The organism is Citrobacter sp. Cf088, from assembly GCF_030334295.1.
Taxonomy (GTDB): domain Bacteria; phylum Pseudomonadota; class Gammaproteobacteria; order Enterobacterales; family Enterobacteriaceae; genus Citrobacter; species Citrobacter freundii.
On sequence record NZ_JAOWEE010000053.1, the window covers coordinates 700,354 to 718,225 of the forward strand.

15 protein-coding genes are annotated in these 17,872 nt (G+C 51.2%); 8 read left to right on the plus strand and 7 right to left on the minus strand.

Annotation, left to right across the window (positions count from 1 at the left end; all coding sequences use genetic code 11):
- The first annotated feature begins 354 nt into the window (after positions 1-354).
- The 4 genes from OGV71_RS16275 to OGV71_RS16290 are packed head-to-tail and all read left to right on the plus strand — an operon-like array spanning position 355 to position 4,292.
- Complete coding sequence (locus tag OGV71_RS16275) at positions 355-1,275, plus strand: helix-turn-helix transcriptional regulator (protein WP_032949433.1); 921 nt, start codon at positions 355-357, stop codon at positions 1,273-1,275.
- 38 nt (positions 1,276-1,313) lie between these two features.
- Positions 1,314-2,411: a chemotaxis protein gene (locus tag OGV71_RS16280; protein ID WP_286526434.1), complete on the plus strand. Its 1,098-nt coding sequence runs from the start codon at positions 1,314-1,316 to the stop codon at positions 2,409-2,411.
- A 46-nt stretch (positions 2,412-2,457) separates the two neighbouring features.
- On the plus strand, positions 2,458-4,029 hold the full coding sequence (locus OGV71_RS16285; RefSeq protein WP_286533654.1) for a cobalamin adenosyltransferase: 1,572 nt from the start codon (positions 2,458-2,460) through the stop codon (positions 4,027-4,029).
- A complete protein-coding gene (locus OGV71_RS16290; protein ID WP_003020821.1) occupies positions 4,026-4,292 on the plus strand; it encodes a YkgJ family cysteine cluster protein in 267 nt (88 codons plus the stop codon). The genes OGV71_RS16285 and OGV71_RS16290 overlap by 4 nt, the downstream gene beginning before the upstream one ends.
- Positions 4,293-4,464: 172 nt before the next feature.
- Here OGV71_RS16290 and ychF read toward each other — a convergent pair whose 3' ends face one another.
- On the minus strand, positions 4,465-5,559 hold the full coding sequence (gene ychF / locus OGV71_RS16295) for a redox-regulated ATPase YchF (protein ID WP_003020818.1): 1,095 nt from the start codon (positions 5,557-5,559) through the stop codon (positions 4,465-4,467).
- A gap of 115 nt (positions 5,560-5,674) precedes the next feature.
- Complete coding sequence (pth, locus tag OGV71_RS16300; protein WP_003020814.1) at positions 5,675-6,259, minus strand: aminoacyl-tRNA hydrolase; 585 nt, start codon at positions 6,257-6,259, stop codon at positions 5,675-5,677.
- 274 nt (positions 6,260-6,533) lie between these two features.
- Here pth and ychH point away from each other — a divergent pair, with 274 nt between their 5' ends.
- Complete coding sequence (gene ychH, locus OGV71_RS16305) at positions 6,534-6,815, plus strand: stress-induced protein YchH (RefSeq protein WP_003020810.1); 282 nt, start codon at positions 6,534-6,536, stop codon at positions 6,813-6,815.
- A 114-nt stretch (positions 6,816-6,929) separates the two neighbouring features.
- Here ychH and lysC read toward each other — a convergent pair whose 3' ends face one another.
- Complete coding sequence (gene lysC, locus OGV71_RS16310) at positions 6,930-8,291, minus strand: lysine-sensitive aspartokinase 3 (protein WP_003020806.1); 1,362 nt, start codon at positions 8,289-8,291, stop codon at positions 6,930-6,932.
- Between the two features lie 608 nt (positions 8,292-8,899).
- Between lysC and OGV71_RS16315 the strand changes: the two genes are divergently transcribed.
- Together OGV71_RS16315 and OGV71_RS16320 are read left to right on the plus strand one after the other, a co-directional pair.
- On the plus strand, positions 8,900-10,285 hold the full coding sequence (locus OGV71_RS16315) for a diaminobutyrate--2-oxoglutarate transaminase (RefSeq protein WP_003020802.1): 1,386 nt from the start codon (positions 8,900-8,902) through the stop codon (positions 10,283-10,285).
- Between the two features lie 15 nt (positions 10,286-10,300).
- The gene (locus OGV71_RS16320) at positions 10,301-11,764 is read left to right on the plus strand and encodes a pyridoxal phosphate-dependent decarboxylase family protein (protein WP_257651141.1); all 1,464 of its coding nucleotides are present in this window, start codon (positions 10,301-10,303) and stop codon (positions 11,762-11,764) included.
- Between the two features lie 120 nt (positions 11,765-11,884).
- Here OGV71_RS16320 and dauA read toward each other — a convergent pair whose 3' ends face one another.
- The 4 genes from dauA to lolB all read right to left on the minus strand — a co-directional run bounded on the left by dauA (position 11,885) and on the right by lolB (position 16,377).
- Positions 11,885-13,567, minus strand: coding sequence for a C4-dicarboxylic acid transporter DauA (gene dauA / locus OGV71_RS16325; protein ID WP_071697385.1), 1,683 nt, complete (start codon positions 13,565-13,567; stop codon positions 11,885-11,887).
- Positions 13,568-13,691: 124 nt separating this feature from the next.
- Positions 13,692-14,639 (minus strand): ribose-phosphate diphosphokinase, encoded by a 948-nt coding sequence (gene prs / locus OGV71_RS16330; protein WP_001518537.1) that lies wholly within the window; start codon positions 14,637-14,639, stop codon positions 13,692-13,694.
- Positions 14,640-14,905: 266 nt separating this feature from the next.
- Positions 14,906-15,757: a 4-(cytidine 5'-diphospho)-2-C-methyl-D-erythritol kinase gene (gene ispE, locus OGV71_RS16335; protein ID WP_071697386.1), complete on the minus strand. Its 852-nt coding sequence runs from the start codon at positions 15,755-15,757 to the stop codon at positions 14,906-14,908.
- Positions 15,754-16,377, minus strand: coding sequence for a lipoprotein insertase outer membrane protein LolB (gene lolB / locus OGV71_RS16340; RefSeq protein ID WP_286533656.1), 624 nt, complete (start codon positions 16,375-16,377; stop codon positions 15,754-15,756). Before lolB ends, ispE begins: the two co-directional genes overlap by 4 nt.
- Positions 16,378-16,588: 211 nt before the next feature.
- Here lolB and hemA point away from each other — a divergent pair, with 211 nt between their 5' ends.
- Complete coding sequence (gene hemA, locus OGV71_RS16345; protein ID WP_003020789.1) at positions 16,589-17,845, plus strand: glutamyl-tRNA reductase; 1,257 nt, start codon at positions 16,589-16,591, stop codon at positions 17,843-17,845.
- The last annotated feature ends 27 nt before the right edge of the window (positions 17,846-17,872 follow it).

The window sequence follows — 17,872 nt, forward strand, 5'->3', positions numbered from 1 at the left end:
CACAAGGCTCAAAGTTGGGTCGTGTATTAAACGCTCGCCGAAATTTTGGGTTTCAATAAAATAACCGTTATTTATTAATGTTAACGTATCAACACATTGTAAATTTGGCTTAGTGGAAGAGATAGCCGTTAGCCAGTTTGTTGAGTATGTATGCAGGCGGTCTTTTGGCTGTATATCTCTGGTAGTTACTCTTGACGAGGAGAGCTTTTTGCCCCTAAAAATTGCCCAATGCGACTAACGGTCAAATAAATTGCCGGTTTCTCTAAAAAAAATGATCAACGTGCCGATACACTGACAGGATATGTCAGCATTTTATATATAATTCATGTCAGGAAAACAGAAAAGTAGGTGCTTATGGCTGATTCAGCAAGGAGTTGCTCAGCAGAACGTTTAGTCGATATCCTAATAGAGCTACAAACTTGTGGCGTTGTGAATCGCTATCAGTTGATGAAGAAATTTAATATCACTGAACGAACGGTCTATCGTGATCTTAATATGCTTTCCTCCTTTATTGAGGGGTGTGGTGGCGGAGAGTATCGATTGATACCGATTCGAGCGCAGAATAATAGCGCCTATGCCCTTCATGATCCACTGGCAAAGCTGCTGGACGCCGACGCGGTTTTTCCTGACAGAGATGAGGATTTTTGGCTTAGCTTAGAGAAAAGAGCTGCAGAACAGCATGTTAGAGTTCAGTTTGGTCGTCCTGAGCATTCAGTCAGAAATGATTTGCGAAAGTATTTTAACTTATTAGAAAAAGCGATTCAGAAAAACAGCGTCTGTCATATTTTATATAAAGACAAAACGCGCACCGTTCATCCTTATAAATTAGCTAACCAGAAAAATATTTGGTATCTGCAGGCGACTGAGGACGGGAAACTAAAGTCTTTTTCGTTAAGTAAAATTCGGTGGTTGGATATCCGGAAAGAGCATTTTGCTGTCGATACACCCACACTGTCATTAATTGATGAGCATCGCGATCCTTGGGTGAGTGAAGAGACGTTTGAGGTGCGGGTGCGTATTAAACACAGTATTGCTGGCTACTTCTTAAGACGAGACTTACTGCCTCAGCAAGAATTGATTCGCGAAGAGAATGATGGCGTGACTTTGCTTTGCAAGGCAGCACATGAGAATCAAATTATTCCACTAATTCTATTCTGGTTACCGAATATAGAAATTCTGGAACCAGAATGGTTGAAAAAAACGGTCATCAACTTACTGCATAACTACATCACTGGCGATCGCGACTCAGTTCCTGTTCAGGAATGTGATGCGTAGCGGGTAACAACGACTTATTGCACAGGAGATTATTATCTATGGCATTACCATTCATTATTCTGGGCGTCGCGGCAGCGGCAACGGCGTTTGGCGGCAAAAAAGCTTATGATGGCTATCAGAAAAAATCGGAAGCTGATGATGTATTAGATCGCGCGCAGCGTCGCTTTGATAAGCATAAAGAGAGCTTTGATCTGGCAAATGAAACAACGTCGAAAAAACTGGCCGAACTGGGTGAAAAAGAGCTGGAAATCGGTAAAGATTTCAATGAGTTTAAAACGATTGCCGACGATCTGCTGGCGCGTATGGCGATAGATGGGCATAAAGATCTTCGTCTGAAGGTACCACAGCATAACATCAATAAAATTCAGAATCTGGCGATTTCCGCCACGGAATACCTGACGACGGTCGTCGGAGCCGGGGTTTCTGGTGCTGCCGCTGGTTTTGCCGTGTACAGCGGCGTGATGGCGTTTGCCGCAGCTTCTACCGGTACGCCGATCGCCGCCCTGTCTGGTGCGGCGGCGTATAACGCCACAATGGCGGCGATTGGTGGTGGTTCCCTGGCCGCAGGTGGTTGGGGGATGGCGGGCGGCGCGATGGTGCTTGGCGGTGCAGTGGTGGCTCCGCTGATTGCTATTGCGGGCTGGGCTTACGATAGCCATGCCGAAAAGGCGCTTAACAATGCTTATCAAAGCTCCCGTGAAGTGACCGCGGCGGTGGAAAAAATGAATGCGGCTGAAGCGCAGCTGACGAAGGTGCAGCAGTATGTAAATAGCATTTATGAATCAATAACCCGTATGCATAGCGTCTTTATTCAGCATTACTTTGAGCCGCTGAAAGCGATGCATGCCATCATTGTTGAACGTCATGAGAAGAATATCACTACCGAGATTAGTGAGTCGGAAGAGATCATGGCGATTATCGACCATGGTTATGAATTAGCCGCCATCATGACCGACGTGATCACCACGCCGCTGTTCAAGCCGGTGACGCAGGAAAACGGTGAAGCCATTATCGAAGATGGGGTGATCCAACTGCAGACCGACAGCAATGGTATGAACCTGCTGAACAAAGAGATTCTGGACGAAAAACTGGCGGCTTCTGCTTCTGAGTTTGACGCATTTTCTTCTCGTATTTAATCGACTCGCCGGGCGAATCTGCCCGGCATTGCTATGGGCGAGCACAATGAACACAGCCAGGTTTGACTGGGGTGAAGAGTTACATCAGACGGTGGTCAAGAGTCTGACCACCTCTTTTGGGTTGGATTTTCTCTTGCTGGAGGATAAACACGGCGGCGATGTGAATACCATTCATAACGCTCGCGAGGGAGTGTATGCTACCGATGCCGAGCGTCAACGGTACGAGCAACGTGAAGGGTATGATTCTCATCATTACCATAGCCACGAAAACTACATTGCCACCAACCAGGCGGGAAAAAAGGCGCACGAGGCCGGTACGTTGACCGATACCTACACCGGTGAGAAATTTGCGGCTAATGATAAAAAGAACCTCGACCATATTATTGCCGCCCATGAAATTCACAACGATCCAGGGCGTATCCTTGCCGAATGCGATGGTGCCGATCTGGCTAATGATTCATCAAATCTGACCTTCACGAATGAGTCGCTGAATAAGGCGAAGAAGGCGAAAACGATGGATGCCTTCGTGCAAACGCTACAAGAACAGCATGCTGTGACCACGCAGGAAATTGCCCGTTTGCGCAGCCAGCCAACGCTTTCCGAGCAAGAGCAAAAACAACTGAATAAGCTGGAAAATAAAGCCGCCGCCGATTTTGAACGGATGAAAGAGGCCGACAAAAAGGCGCGGGCAAAATACAACAGTACGATCAATGGGGAATATTACACCAGCAGCAAGTTTGCGAAGAATGTCGCCACCGCCACAATGAACAATGCATTTCGCATGGGAACGCGGCAGATGTTGGGGCTGGTTCTGGCAGAGACCTGGTTTGAGTTCCGCGAGCGTATTCCCGTGATGTTTGAGAAGCATCGTCGTTCATTCGATGCCGGAGACTTCCTGCAAGATGCGGCGGAGGCATTACGCGCAGTCTGGCAGCGAGTGCAGGGTAAATTCAGCACTTTCCTGACGTCCTTTAAAGACGGTGCCATCGGTGGCGTGCTCTCCAGCATTACGACGACGCTCTTCAATATCTTCTTTACGACTAAGAAGATGATGGCGCGCCTGATTCGTGAGATGTGGAACAATTTGGTACAGGCCTTTAAAGTTATGGTCTTTAACCCTGAGGGGTTAACGCCGGGGCAGCTAGCTAAAGCGGTGAGCAAGCTGGTGGCTGCAGGTGTGGCCGTGGCTGCTGGAGTGGTGGTTAATGATGCTTTAGCCAAGATGCTCGTCTTTCCTTTTGGTCCGGAACTGGCCGCGTTCTGCGGTGCGCTGGCGACAGGTATTCTGACGCTGGTAATGAACTACTTCCTGGAACACAGCGCATTGATGAAAAAGGTCTGGGCGTTTCTGGATACGTTTAAAGATAAGTATCAAAAAGCACTAGAGTATTATCAGCAGGTGAATGTTGAACTCGATCGTTATCTACTGGAGCTTTCGGCGTTAGAGTTTGCTATTGATACGTCTGCGTTATCGCGTTTCTCGCTGCATCTTAACGCGGTGAATAGTGAAATTGAGCGCGGTTTGTTGCTGCGTGCAGAGGTTGAGCGCCGTAATATTACGCTACCGTTTGAAGCAGGGAATACCCGCTCTGTGCGTAGCTGGTTAAGTAAGCTATGACGCTAACGCCCGCGTTTCCCTGTAACCAGTGCGGCGCTTGTTGCCGCCACGTCGATCGCGCCAGTGAAACGCAATTTCTAGATCGCGGGGATGGCATTTGTCAGCACTATCAGATGGAGACAAAGCTGTGTGCGATTTATGAAACACGTCCGCTTATTTGCCAGGTAGAGAAGCAGTATCAGCTTAACTACCAACAGCAATATAGCTGGCAGGAGTTCATTACGCTTAATCGTGAAGCGTGTTTAATTCTGGAGAAACTGTAGGACGGTGTGCTTCACGAAGGAGCCAGTGTCAATATGTACTCATTTTTGACGGTGTTGTGACGAGATGAGTTGAGACATTACGAAATAAAAAATCCACGCAATTGCGTGGATTTTTTAGCTTTTTGCGATTCTTATGAGATGTGTTGAGATCTCATGAGACAACAAATTTTATTTAGACGTTGAACAGGAAGTTCATGATATCGCCATCTTTGACGATATAGTCCTTACCTTCGGCACGCATTTTCCCAGCTTCTTTCGCACCTTGCTCACCTTTATAGGTGATGAAATCTTCAAACGCGATGGTTTGTGCGCGGATAAAGCCTTTCTCGAAGTCGGTATGGATTTTACCTGCTGCCTGCGGAGCCGTGGCGCCGACAGGAATGGTCCATGCACGGACTTCTTTCACGCCAGCGGTGAAGTAGGTCTGCAGGTTCAGCAATTCGTAACCAGCACGGATAACGCGGTTCAGGCCCGGCTCTTCCAGACCCATTTCAGCCATGAATTCTTCACGGTCAGCATCATCGAGTTCTGCGATGTCAGCTTCAACGGCAGCGCAAACGGCAACCACAACAGAACCCTCGGCAGCCGCGATTTCGCGCACTTTGTCGAGGTACGGGTTGTTCTCAAAACCGTCTTCATTGACGTTAGCGATATACATGGTTGGCTTCAGGGTCAGGAAGCTCAGGTATTTGATGGCCGCTTTGTCTTCGTCAGTCAGCGTTTTCAGCGCACGCAGCATGCCGGCGTTTTCCAGCTGTGGCAGGCATTTTTCCAGCGCAGCCAGTTCTGCTTTAGCGTCTTTGTCACCGCCTTTGGCTTTCTTCTGTACGCGATGGATAGCACGCTCACAGGTATCCAGGTCAGACAGCGCCAGTTCGGTATTGATAACCTCGATGTCGTCAGCCGGATCCACTTTGTTATTAACGTGGATGATGTTGTCGTTTTCAAAGCAACGCACCACGTGGCCGATAGCTTCGGTTTCGCGGATGTTGGTAAGGAATTGGTTACCCAGACCTTCACCTTTGGACGCGCCTTTTACCAGACCGGCAATGTCGACGAATTCCATCGTTGTAGGCAGGATACGCTGTGGTTTGACGATTTCGGCCAGCTGATCCAGACGCGGATCGGGCATCGGGACAACACCCGTGTTCGGCTCGATAGTACAGAACGGGAAGTTTGCCGCTTCAATACCCGCTTTTGTGAGCGCGTTGAACAGGGTGGATTTGCCTACGTTTGGCAAACCGACGATACCGCATTTGAATCCCATGTTTAAATCACCTTAATCTTTTGATATTCAACCTGTTATGGAAAACAGATTGTAGAAATGTAAATAACTTTGCCTATTATACACAGCACGCGAGAAAAATGCCGCACATCACTGCTTATTGCGCTTTAAAGGTGTGTAATCGGCTCGTAGCTTTGGTCAGGCCATCTTTGAACAAAATCTCGGTACAACGTGCCGCTTCGTCAATCGCTTCATCAATTAACTTCTGTTCTGAAACAGGCGGTTTGCCTAAAACAAATCCGACAACTTTATTTTTATCGCCCGGATGGCCAATTCCAACGCGTAAACGATGAAAGTTGGGGTTATTACCTAATTTGCTAATGATGTCTTTCAGGCCATTATGTCCGCCATGGCCTCCGCCAAGCTTAAATTTGGCGACGCCAGGAGGCAGGTCTAATTCATCGTGCGCGACCAAAATTTCATCGGGGTTAATACGATAAAAACTGGCCATCGCACCGACGGCCTTGCCGCTAAGATTCATAAATGTGGTCGGTACCAGCAGACGGACATCTTCACCTTCAAGCGTTACTCGGGAGGTGTAACCGAAGAATTTCGGCTCATCGCGCAGGGGGGCGCGTAATCTCTCTGCCAGTAGATCGACATACCATGCGCCTGCATTGTGTCGCGTTGCCGCATACTCTGCGCCGGGGTTCGCCAGGCCGACAATCAATTTAATCGCCACGTGTTTTGTCCTGAGTGTTTCGATAAACGACGTGTAGTTTACTGTCTGACGGTGCGCTTGACAAAAAACTGCGTGCTTATCGCCAAAAGCTGAATAATTGCACAAATGGACTATTAGAAAATGAGTATGTTCAGTGGCTTATTTGTAAAGTTTTGTTGCATGAGTGTTTGTAATTGTGATCGCTCCCGCACTTGCGAACGGCAGTGTTGTCTATACTTTACACATAAGGATTAGGGGTATTCCCTGTAACAACCCAAAGTTCCGGAGGTGACACATGAAACGCAAAAACGCTTCGCTACTCGGTAACGTGCTCATGGCTTTAGGGTTGGTGGTAATGGTTGTGGGTGTGGGTTATTCAATTTTAAACCAGTTGCCGCAATTTAATCTGCCGCAGTTTTTCGCACATGGTGCGGTGCTCAGTATTTTTGTTGGCGGTATTCTCTGGTTAGCAGGTGCCAGAGTGGGTGGACACGAACAAATCAGTGACCGTTACTGGTGGGTACGTCATTATGACAAACGCTGTCGTCGTGGTGACACCAATCACCGTCATAACTAAATCCTCCCTCTGTTGAGAGGGCGGTGGTCAGAATGAAGAGCCTCGGTTATAAAACCAGGGCTCTGCTTGTTTATGATCATTGCTTAAACTGGATGCGACAGAATAAGAGAAGAATTATTCGAATAACCGGTAATGTAATGCTCTAATCGCGCTATCTGCATCGTCAGCCGGTAACAGGATGCACAGGTTGTCGTTCGATGCTCCATGGCAAATCATTCGTACCGTATGCTCTTCAAGCCAGGCAAAAACGTCTTTGCAAACTCCCGCAGCCTGTGTGAGTTGATTCCCCACCAAAGTGACCAACGCCAGCCCGGTTTCCACTTCCACACGACAGTGGGAGGATAATGCGGTAAACAATGCGGTGGTCAGCACATGGTCTTCACCTGAGGTTGCATGAGTGGCGTCCAGCGCCAGCGCAATACTGTTCTCTGAGGTTGTAACCAAATCCACCGTGACAGCGTGGCGAGCCAAAATGGCGAAGGACTGCGCCAGGAAAGAGCAGGAAGGTTGCTTCTCCAGACTGTGTAACCGCAACAGCGTCTGTTTACGACGCACGGCGAGCGCACGATAGCGAGGTGGATTATCGGTGGTGTTGTGCACCAACGTACCTCCGGCGGCAGTATCCTTACTTGAGCCAACAAAGACCGGAATGCTTTTACGCATTGCCGGGAGTAGCGTAGCCGGGTGGAGGACCTTCGCACCGTAGGCGGCCATATCGCTGGCCTCGGAAAATGAGATATGGTCGATTCGTTTGGCCCGCGGCGCAATGCGTGGGTCGGTGGTGTAGATCCCTGCGACGTCGGTCCAGATGTCAACGCGTGTGGCGTGAAGCGCCTCACCGAGAAGCGTAGCCGTGTAATCACTACCGCCGCGTCCAAGCGTTGTGGTGTGTCCTGCGGCATCACGCCCGATAAATCCCTGAGTCACCATAATCGCTTGCTCAAGACGAGGGCGCAGGTGAGTCTCCACCTGGTGGTGCAGTGTGCCAAGCTCGGGTTCGGCGCAGCCGAAGTTCGCGTTAGTACGCATCACGCAGCGGGCGTCAAACCACTCGGCCTCGGCCTGCCGTTCACGTAAGACTTCAGTAAACAGTAGAGAGGACATCAGCTCGCCATGGCTGACTAATTCATCGCTTAACGCATCAGACGGTGAAACCATCGCCGTTTGTGCAAGACGATGTATATTGTTGAGAAGATTATCGATTTCCGTGCTGATAACGGAAGGCTGCTTCAGGCGGGAAATAATGTTGTATTGGATGGCGCGTAAAGTCTCAAGCTTATCTAATTGTTGATGCGTTTCCAGACCTTCAGAAAGCTCGACCAGTAAGTTTGTCACGCCTGCTGAAGCAGACAAAACGACTAAACGGACATCTTGATCAGCAAGGACAATGCTGGCGCTTCGGTTCATCGCATCAAAATCAGCGACGCTGGTGCCGCCAAATTTGGCAACGACGGATGGTGGATAAATGCGAGTCATAACAATCTCATATCAGGGCGCCATAAAAGTATGGCTAGAAAATTTTCATTCTCGGCATAAGGGAACAAAGTTCGCCTTACGAAATGTCCGCCCGCGAACATTTCTGCTGACAACCCAGGGTATACCTGTTGTCGATAACGAGTGTCGCCTGTACGCGTTACCGGGTGCTGCGCATTAATTTTATTTACAAAGCCTGCAAATAAGCGCGCCATACTAAGTGATTTATATTAAGGGATCGACTTTTTTATTCGGTTTATAGGCAAATAAGTGAAAAATCATGTCGTAACAAGAAAGTGCCTACATTATTAATGGTAAAAACGTGTAAAAAAATAATAAAAACATGAAAATCTCATGGTTTTTATTACATTGTCTGCGTTGCAATTAGCGACAACATTGTTAATTAAATAGCTATATTTCTTTAGGATTTAGTAATGGCGGATGGTCTTTGTGCTTTGATTTTTAAGGGGAAAGTTGTTATTTCTGATGCAAGGAAATAAATGATTGAGTCCTAAGCTAAAACAACATATATTAGCCGCGCTTTTTTACAGGTAATCCTTATAACCATTTATTCAATCAGGCGTTAATCTACACCTGGTTGTAGGAGTGATATGATGACGGATAAAGTCCGTATTGATACTTTAAGTGCTAATTCATTACCACAGAGCAATGATACCTTTTTAGCAAGACAGGCTGAGTTTGAATCTAATGTCCGCAGCTATCCACGTAAACTGCCATTAGCAATCGCTAAAGCGCAGGGCGTCTGGATTACTGATGTAGAAAATAATCAATATCTTGATTGCCTGGCAGGTGCCGGAACCCTGGCGCTTGGTCATAACCATCCTGAAGTGCTGCAGAGCATTCAAAGTGTCATCACAAGCGGCTTACCGTTACATACGCTTGATCTTACTACCCCATTAAAAGATGAATTCTCATCATATTTACTGTCCTTATTACCGGGCCAGGGCAAAGAATATTGCCTGCAGTTCACCGGCCCGTCCGGTGCAGATGCTGTTGAAGCGGCGCTGAAGCTGGCGAAGAAAGTGACCGGCCGTTCCAGCATCATCAGTTTCTCCGGCGGCTACCACGGGATGACTCACGGCGCGCTGTCCGTGACCGGCAACCTGTCACCGAAAGAAGCCGTCAGCAACATGATGGCGGAAGTGCAGTTTATGCCGTATCCGCATCAGTACCGTTGCCCGCTGGGTATCGGCGGTGACGCTGGCGTCAAAGCATTAACCTATTACTTCGAAAACCTGATTAACGACGTTGAAAGCGGTGTGCGTAAACCGGCTGCCGTAATCCTCGAAGCGGTGCAGGGCGAAGGTGGCGTGAATCCGGCTCCGGTTGAATGGCTGCAACGCATTCGTAAAGTAACCCAGGAACACGGCATTCTGCTGATCATCGATGAAGTTCAGGCTGGTTTCGCACGTACCGGTAAGCTGTTCGCCTTCGAACACGCTGGCATTGAGCCAGACATCATTGTGATGTCCAAAGCGGTTGGTGGCGGTCTGCCACTGGCGGTACTGGGCATTAAAAAGCAATTCGATGCGTGGGCTCCGGGCCACCACACTGGCACCTTCCGCGGCAACCAACTGGCGATGGCGACCGGTCTGACAACGCTGAAGATCCTCAAAGACGACAAGATTGCCGATAAAGTTGCCGCCCAGGGCGAGTGGCTGAAAGGCAAACTGACTGACCTGCAGAAACGCTACCCGGTTATCGGTCAGGTGCGTGGTCTGGGCCTGATGATCGGCCTGGAAATCGTGAATCCGAACGAAGCGCAGGATCATATGGGTTGCTACCCGGCTGATGGCGAGCTATCTGCGTTGCTGCAGAAGAAATGCTTCGAAAACGGGCTGATTCTGGAGCGTGGTGGCCGCAACGGCTGCGTGCTGCGTCTGCTGCCGTCTCTGCTGATCACCAACGCTGAGCTGGAAATTTTCCTCGATAAATTCGAAAACGCCCTGCTGGGCGCTGGCGTGAAGCCGGTTTAAACGGAGTTGGATCGAATGTCAGACGTAAACCCGATTCTGTCCGGCTCGGCGCAAAGCATCGCCGCCTATCAGGACGCTATCGAGCAGAGTACGCAAGCGGTCGTTGAATGGTTGAAGCAGCCTGAGATGTATCAGGGCAAAACCGTTGAGCAACTGCGTGAACGTATCAACCTGAATTTTACGTCTCAGGGCCTGGGCAACCAGGCCGCTATTGAGCGTGCGGTTGAATACTTTCTCAAAGACAGCCTGTTGGTTCACCATGCTCAGTGTGTGGCGCACCTGCACTGCCCAAGTCTGGTGATTAGCCAGGCGGCGGAAGTGCTGATCAACGCCACTAACCAGAGTATGGACTCCTGGGACCAAAGCCCGTCGGCCACGATCATTGAGATCAAACTGATCGAATGGCTACGTGAGCAGGTGGGTTATGCGGCAGGCGATGCCGGCGTGTTCACCAGCGGCGGCACCCAGAGCAACCTGATGGGCCTGATGCTGGCGCGCGACGCCTTCTTTGCTCGCCTGGGACATTCCATTCAGCAAGATGGTCTGACCGGTGATCTGAGCAAAATTAAAGTGTTCTGCTCTGAAAGCGCGCACTTCTCCGTGCAGAAGAACATGGCGTTAATGGGGCTGGGCTATCGCTCCGTCACCCAGGTGAAGACCGATGCGTTTTCACGCATGGATCTGGCTGACCTGAAAGACAAGCTGGCCCAGGCGAAAGCCAACGGCGAGCAGGTGATGGCCATTGTCGCGACGGCTGGCACGACAGATGCGGGCGCCATCGATCCGTTAGCGGATATTGCGGCGCTGGCGGCAGAACATCAGATCTGGATGCACGTGGATGCGGCATGGGGCGGGGCGTTACTGCTTTCTGAGCAGTATCGTCACTTCCTCAACGGCCTTGAGCTGGCAGATTCGGTGACGCTGGATTTCCACAAACAGTTCTTCCAGACCATCAGCTGCGGTGCGTTCCTGTTAAAAGATGCACGCCACTACGAGCTGATGCGTTACCAGGCGGCGTACCTGAACTCTGATTTCGATGAAGAGGCTGGCGTACCAAACCTGGTATCGAAGTCGCTGCAGACCACGCGTCGTTTCGATGCGCTGAAGTTGTGGATGGGCCTCGAAGCGCTGGGCAAAAAGCAGTATGCCGAAATCATTGATAATGGCGTAACGCTGGCGCGTGATGTTGCTGAGTTTGTCAAAACCCAGTCGCATCTTGAACTGGTGATGGAACCACAGCTGGCAAGCGTGCTGTTCCGCTTCCGTCCTGAAAGCGACGATATAGCGTTCGTTGCGCTGCTGAACCAGCGTATTGGCGACGTGCTGCTGGCTTCAGGTAGCGCCAACGTCGGCGTGACCGAAGCGGATGGCATCACCTGCCTGAAGCTGACGCTGCTGAACCCGACGGTGTGCCTGGAGGATGTGAAAGTCCTGCTGGCCAGCGTGAAGGCAACGGCATTGAGCATTTTAAACGCGTAATTGCCCGGTGGCACTGCGTTTACTGGGCCTACGGGTTCGGTGCAATGTTTGGGTTTTGTAGGCCGGATAAGCGAACCGCATCCGGCAATAAAAAGGCTCCCATTCACGGGAGCCTTTTTGCTATTTAATATCCGCTAAAGCGGCGTCTTTATTCGGGAAGAATGCCAGACGACCGGGGATCGGCTGAATACCCGCGCGCGCCATGGTGCGCAGCGGCTGAAATTCCAGGTTAGATACCCGCAGCTCGCAGCCTTCAGGCAGCTTTTTCACAAAGCGCTGGAAAGCGTCCAGACCACCGGCATCCAGTACCGGGACCGCGTCCCACTTCAAGACTACGATGCGTTTACCTTCAATACGCGACTCGAGATCGGTAAATAATCCTTCCGCCGCGGCAAAGAATAGCGGGCCAATGACGCGCAACACCAGCACATCGTCCGGTACGTCTACGTTGACCGACGCCAGACGCGTCATGCGTGCAATACGACGCATAAACAGTAGAGATGCAAGAACGATACCGACGCTGATGGCGATAACCATATCGAACAGCACCGTCAGCGACATACACATCAGCATGACGATGATGTCGTCTTTCGGCGCATGACGCAGCAAATCCACCACTTTATGCGCTTCACTCATGTTCCATGCCACCATTAGCAGAAGGGCGGCCATGGCGGAAAGCGGTAACCAGGAAAGCAGCGGTGCAAGCACCAGCAGGGCAAGGATCACCAGAATCGCATGGATAACCGCTGAGATTGGCGAGGTTGCACCCGCGCGGACGTTTGCCGCAGAACGGGCAATTGCCGCCGTGGCGGTGATACCGCCAAAGAACGGTGCGACGATGTTGCCCAGTCCCTGACCAATCAGCTCACTGTTAGCTTTGTGTTTGGTGCCGGTCATCCCATCAAGTACGACGGCGCACAGCAGAGATTCGATCGCCCCGAGCATTGCCATCGAGAAGGCTGCCGGTAACAGCGCCTGTAACGAGCTCCAGCTCAGAGTAAAGTTTGACTCTGGCATATTCCACGGTAATACCAGTTGCGGCAGCAACTGTGGGATACCATTGCCCTGCGAGCCGTCAGCCAGAATATAGTGGAACTGAGATCCGATGGTGGCGACATGGCCGCCGGTCAGGTTCACGATACCCATTACCGCACAGCCTGCCAGTAGTGCGGGAAGGTGGCCCGGTAATCGGATACCCAGACGCGGCCAGAAAATCAGGATCCCCAGTGTCACCACGCCAATCGCGGCATCACCCACGTTGATGGTCGGCAAGGCCATAAATAGCGCGCCCACCTTCTGCAAATAGTGCTCTGGCACGTGGGTCATTTGCAGGCCGAGAAAATCTTTAATCTGCATGGTACCGATGGTGATACCGATACCTGAGGTAAAACCTAACGTCACGGAGACCGGAATATATTCGATCAAACGACCAAAGCGGGCGAGGCCGAAAAGGATCAGGAATATCCCGGACATGAGCGTGGCAACCAGCAGGCCTGCCAGCCCAAACTGTTGCGACACCGGATACAGAATCACCACGAAGGCGGCGGTTGGGCCAGATACGCTAAAGCGCGAGCCCCCGGTAAGGGCGATAACAATCCCAGCAACGGCTGAGGTATACAGACCGTACTGCGGAGCAACGCCACTGCCTATTGCCAGCGCCATCGCCAGTGGAATGGCAATGATCCCAACCGTTATCCCGGCGATCAGGTCGCGGGTGAAGCGGGAAGCAGTATATTTTTCTTTCCAACAAGCGTCGATGAGGGCGCGGAAAGGCATCACATGTGAGGAAAATAATCTGTTCACAATAATGTTTCATCCATGGGCGCATCATCTGTCAACTGAATGGCAGGTGAAGGAGGCAAAAGTCATACAAATAAATATTACAGATAAAAAAACCCGCCGCAGCGGGTTTTTGAGCCGGGCTCGATTAATGCTCGAACATAGCAGAGATGGATTCTTCGTTGCTGATACGACGAATCGCTTCGGCCAGCATACCCGACAGGGTCAATGTACGCACGTTTGGCAGTGCTTTGATTTCGTCAGTCAGTGGAATTGTGTCACAGACAACGACTTCATCAATAACAGAGTTGCGCAGGTTGTTTGCCGCATTACCTGAGAAGATCGGGTGGGTTGCGTAAGCAAATACGCGTTTTGCACCACGTTCTTTCAGTGCTTCTGCTGCTTTGCACAGCGTACCGCCGGTATCGATCATGTCATCAACCAGCACGCAGTCACGACCTGCAACGTCACCAATAATGTGCATCACCTGAGAAACGTTCGCACGCGGGCGACGTTTGTCGATGATAGCCATATCGGTATCGTTCAGCAGTTTAGCGATAGCGCGGGCACGCACGACGCCACCGATATCCGGAGAAACCACAATTGGGTTGTCCAGGTTCAGCTGCAGCATGTCTTCTAACAGGATCGGGCTACCGAATACGTTATCAACCGGTACATCGAAGAAGCCCTGGATCTGTTCAGCATGCAGGTCAACGGTGAGGACGCGGTCAACGCCAACGCTGGACAGGAAATCAGCGACGACTTTAGCGGTAATCGGTACACGAGCGGAACGTACGCGACGATCCTGACGTGCATAGCCGAAGTAAGGAATAACGGCGGTGATACGGCCTGCGGAAGCACGGCGCAGCGCATCAACCATAACGACCAATTCCATCAGGTTGTCGTTAGTAGGGGCACAAGTGGACTGGATGATGAAAATATCACCACCGCGTACATTTTCATTAATTTGTACGCTGACTTCGCCGTCGCTAAAGCGACCTACAGCGGCGTCGCCGAGTGAAGTGTACAGGCGGTTGGCAATACGTTGTGCTAGTTCCGGGGTGGCGTTACCAGCAAAAAGCTTCATATCAGGCACGAGAAGAACCTCAGGCATGCGTCCATTGGTGGAAAGAATCTGCCGAAAACTGTGCGGGCCAGGCAGTATCCTCTCCATGCGGTGTATTAAAGAGCGCGATGCAACGTCTGGAACAGGGTGACGTTGTCACCGCAACTCAGCTTGCCCGGTTTACTCGTTATCCTTCGTGTTTCATGTTCGCTGGCATCAATTCCTCACACCAGTCACATACTTTTGTATGCTCCTGGCGGTTCGTCATTTCGCCATCTTCCTGAAACCAGAAGGATTTAGAGTAACGCTCTGTGCAATGGGGAGAGGTTGACGCCTTTCGCCACAAAGCCTTTGAGCCATTCCGGGGCTTGCTCAAGCACCTGGCGAGCACGAGACTCAGTGTCAAATTCAGCAAAGACACAAGCCCCTGTACCAGTCAGGCGCGACGGCGCGTATTCTAACAGCCAGGAAAGCGCCGCATCAACCTCGCGAAAACGTTTTCTTGCGATAACCTCGCAATCATTGCCGAATTCACATTTTAGTAACGTTTTTATTGACCTTTTTGGCGTGTTGCGCGGGAGGTCGGGATCGTTAAAAATCACCGGTGTCGGAATGCTGACTCCCGGGTGAGCAACCAGATACCACTTTTCTTCAGGCTCGACCGGCGTCAGAATTTCTCCTACGCCTTCGGCAAAGGCCGCATGGCCGCGCACGAACACGGGAACATCCGCCCCCAGGGTTAAACCGAGTGCCGCCAGTTCATCAATCGAAAGTCCACACTGCCAGAGATGGTTCAGCGCCACCAGAACGGTTGCCGCATTTGATGAACCACCGCCAAGACCGCCGCCCATCGGCAGGCGTTTGTCGATACTGATGTCCGCACCGCTCCCGTTGGGAAGGCGATTGTTTTCAGATGCTACCTTCATCAGCAAACGTGCCGCACGGACGATCAGGTTGTCTTCGTGCGCAACGCCTTCCACCGGGGTTAACAGGCGAATTTCGCCGTCGCCACGCAGCGCAATATCTATCGTGTCGCCATAATCAAGAAACTGAAATAGCGTTTGCAGCGTGTGGTAACCGTCTGCACGTTGCCCGGTGATGTATAAAAACAAATTCAGTTTTGCCGGAGAGGGCCAATGAGTCATCATTTCACAATCCAGTTGTCCATTTTCAGCTTAATACGCTGGGAGCCGTCCGACAGCTCCATGTTTGCCGGCATCGCTGGCTGGGTTTTGCTGTCGTAGCCGCTATAGGCCACTTTCCAGTTTTTACCGTCTTTGCTGTAATTCACTTCACTTAGACGGTATTGATCATCGAGTTTGTAATCGGTGGCATCTCCCGGCAGACCCAGGATCCACTGGCGCAGGCTATTCAATGGGATAGGCATGCCGGTCAGTTTGCCGATCATCTCTTCAGCGTCGTCGGCAGTGTAGTGCTTGCCTTTGTTATCGACCAGTTCGACGTTGCCCGGCTGCGCATTGAGTTCCAGTTCAGTGCTGCCCAGCGGGTTGGTCAGCAGCAGACGATAGCGATCCTGACCGGTTTGCTGCCAGAAAAAGCGGGCATACACTTTCTGTTGATCGGAGATATAAGCGAACGCACCGCGCGTCTGATATTGGTTCAGGGCGCGTACTTCCTGCTGGTGCTGGCGCCACTGCGGGGAATCGGGGCTTTTGCCGGGACCTTTCGGCGCGTTGAGGGTACAGGCACTAAGAACCAGGGCCGCAAGGGGCAGCAGGCGAATCAGGCGAAAATCAGGCAGGGTCATAATGATGACAAATCCTTGAGATACGTTGCAGTTATAACTCTCAATGCTAGCGCTACCATCTGACATCGTCTACGTTCAAGTTATCTTAAATCGCTTAAATTTGTGCACTAAGCTATTACTCCAAAAGGGGTCAGTCTCTTTTATTGACCGCACGCATCCTGTATGATGCACCCAGTCTAACCTTATCAACGCTGGTACTATTCCCGCACACATGACCCTTTTAGCGCTTGGTATTAACCATAAAACGGCACCTGTATCGCTGCGAGAACGCGTAACGTTTTCGCCGGATACGCTCGATCAGGCGCTGGACAGCCTGCAAGCGCTGCCAATGGTGCAGGGCGGGGTAGTGCTGTCGACGTGTAACCGCACAGAGATTTACCTCAGCGTGGAAGAGCAGGATAACCTGCGAGAAGCGCTGATTCGCTGGCTGTGCGAATACCATAACCTCAATGAAGAAGACCTGCGTAATAGCCTGTACTGGCACCAGGACAACGACGCCGTCAGTCATTTGATGCGCGTTGCCAGTGGTCTGGATTCACTGGTGCTCGGTGAACCGCAAATTTTGGGGCAGGTGAAAAAAGCATTTGCGGATTCGCAAAAAGGCCACCAGAACGCCAGTGCGCTGGAGCGCATGTTCCAGAAATCATTCTCTGTTGCTAAACGTGTACGTACAGAAACTGACATCGGTGCTAGCGCCGTGTCGGTGGCGTTTGCCGCCTGTACTCTGGCGCGGCAGATATTTGAATCGCTCTCAACGGTAACCGTGCTGTTAGTCGGTGCGGGCGAAACCATCGAGCTGGTAGCGCGACACTTGCGCGAGCATAAAGTGAAGAAGATGATCATCGCCAACCGTACGCGCGAGCGTGCGCAGGTGCTGGCGGATGAAGTCGGCGCCGAGGTGATTTCACTGAGTGATATCGACGCACGTTTGCAGGATGCCGATATCATTATCAGTTCTACTGCCAGTCCGCTGCCGATTATCGGTAAAGGAATGGTGGAACGCGCGCTTAAAAACCGCCGCAATCAGCCTATGTTGCTGGTGGATATCGCCGTACCGCGCGATGTCGAGCCGGAAGTGGGTAAATTGTCTAACGCCTATCTGTACAGCGTTGATGACCTGCAAAGCATCATTTCGCATAACCTTGCCCAGCGCAAAGCGGCGGCGGTGGAAGCCGAAACGATTGTGGAGCAGGAAGCCAGCGAGTTTATGGCCTGGCTACGCGCCCAGGGCGCAAGCGACACTATCCGCGAGTATCGCAGTCAGTCAGAACAGATCCGTGATGAACTGACCGCTAAAGCGTTGGCCGCTCTTCAACAGGGCGGTGATGCGCAAGCCATTATGCAGGATTTGGCCTGGAAACTGACCAACCGCCTGATCCATGCACCAACCAAATCACTTCAACAGGCTGCCCGTGACGGGGATAGTGAACGCCTGAATATTCTGCGCGACAGCCTCGGGCTGGAGTAGCAGCACACCAATCTTATTTTTTACAGG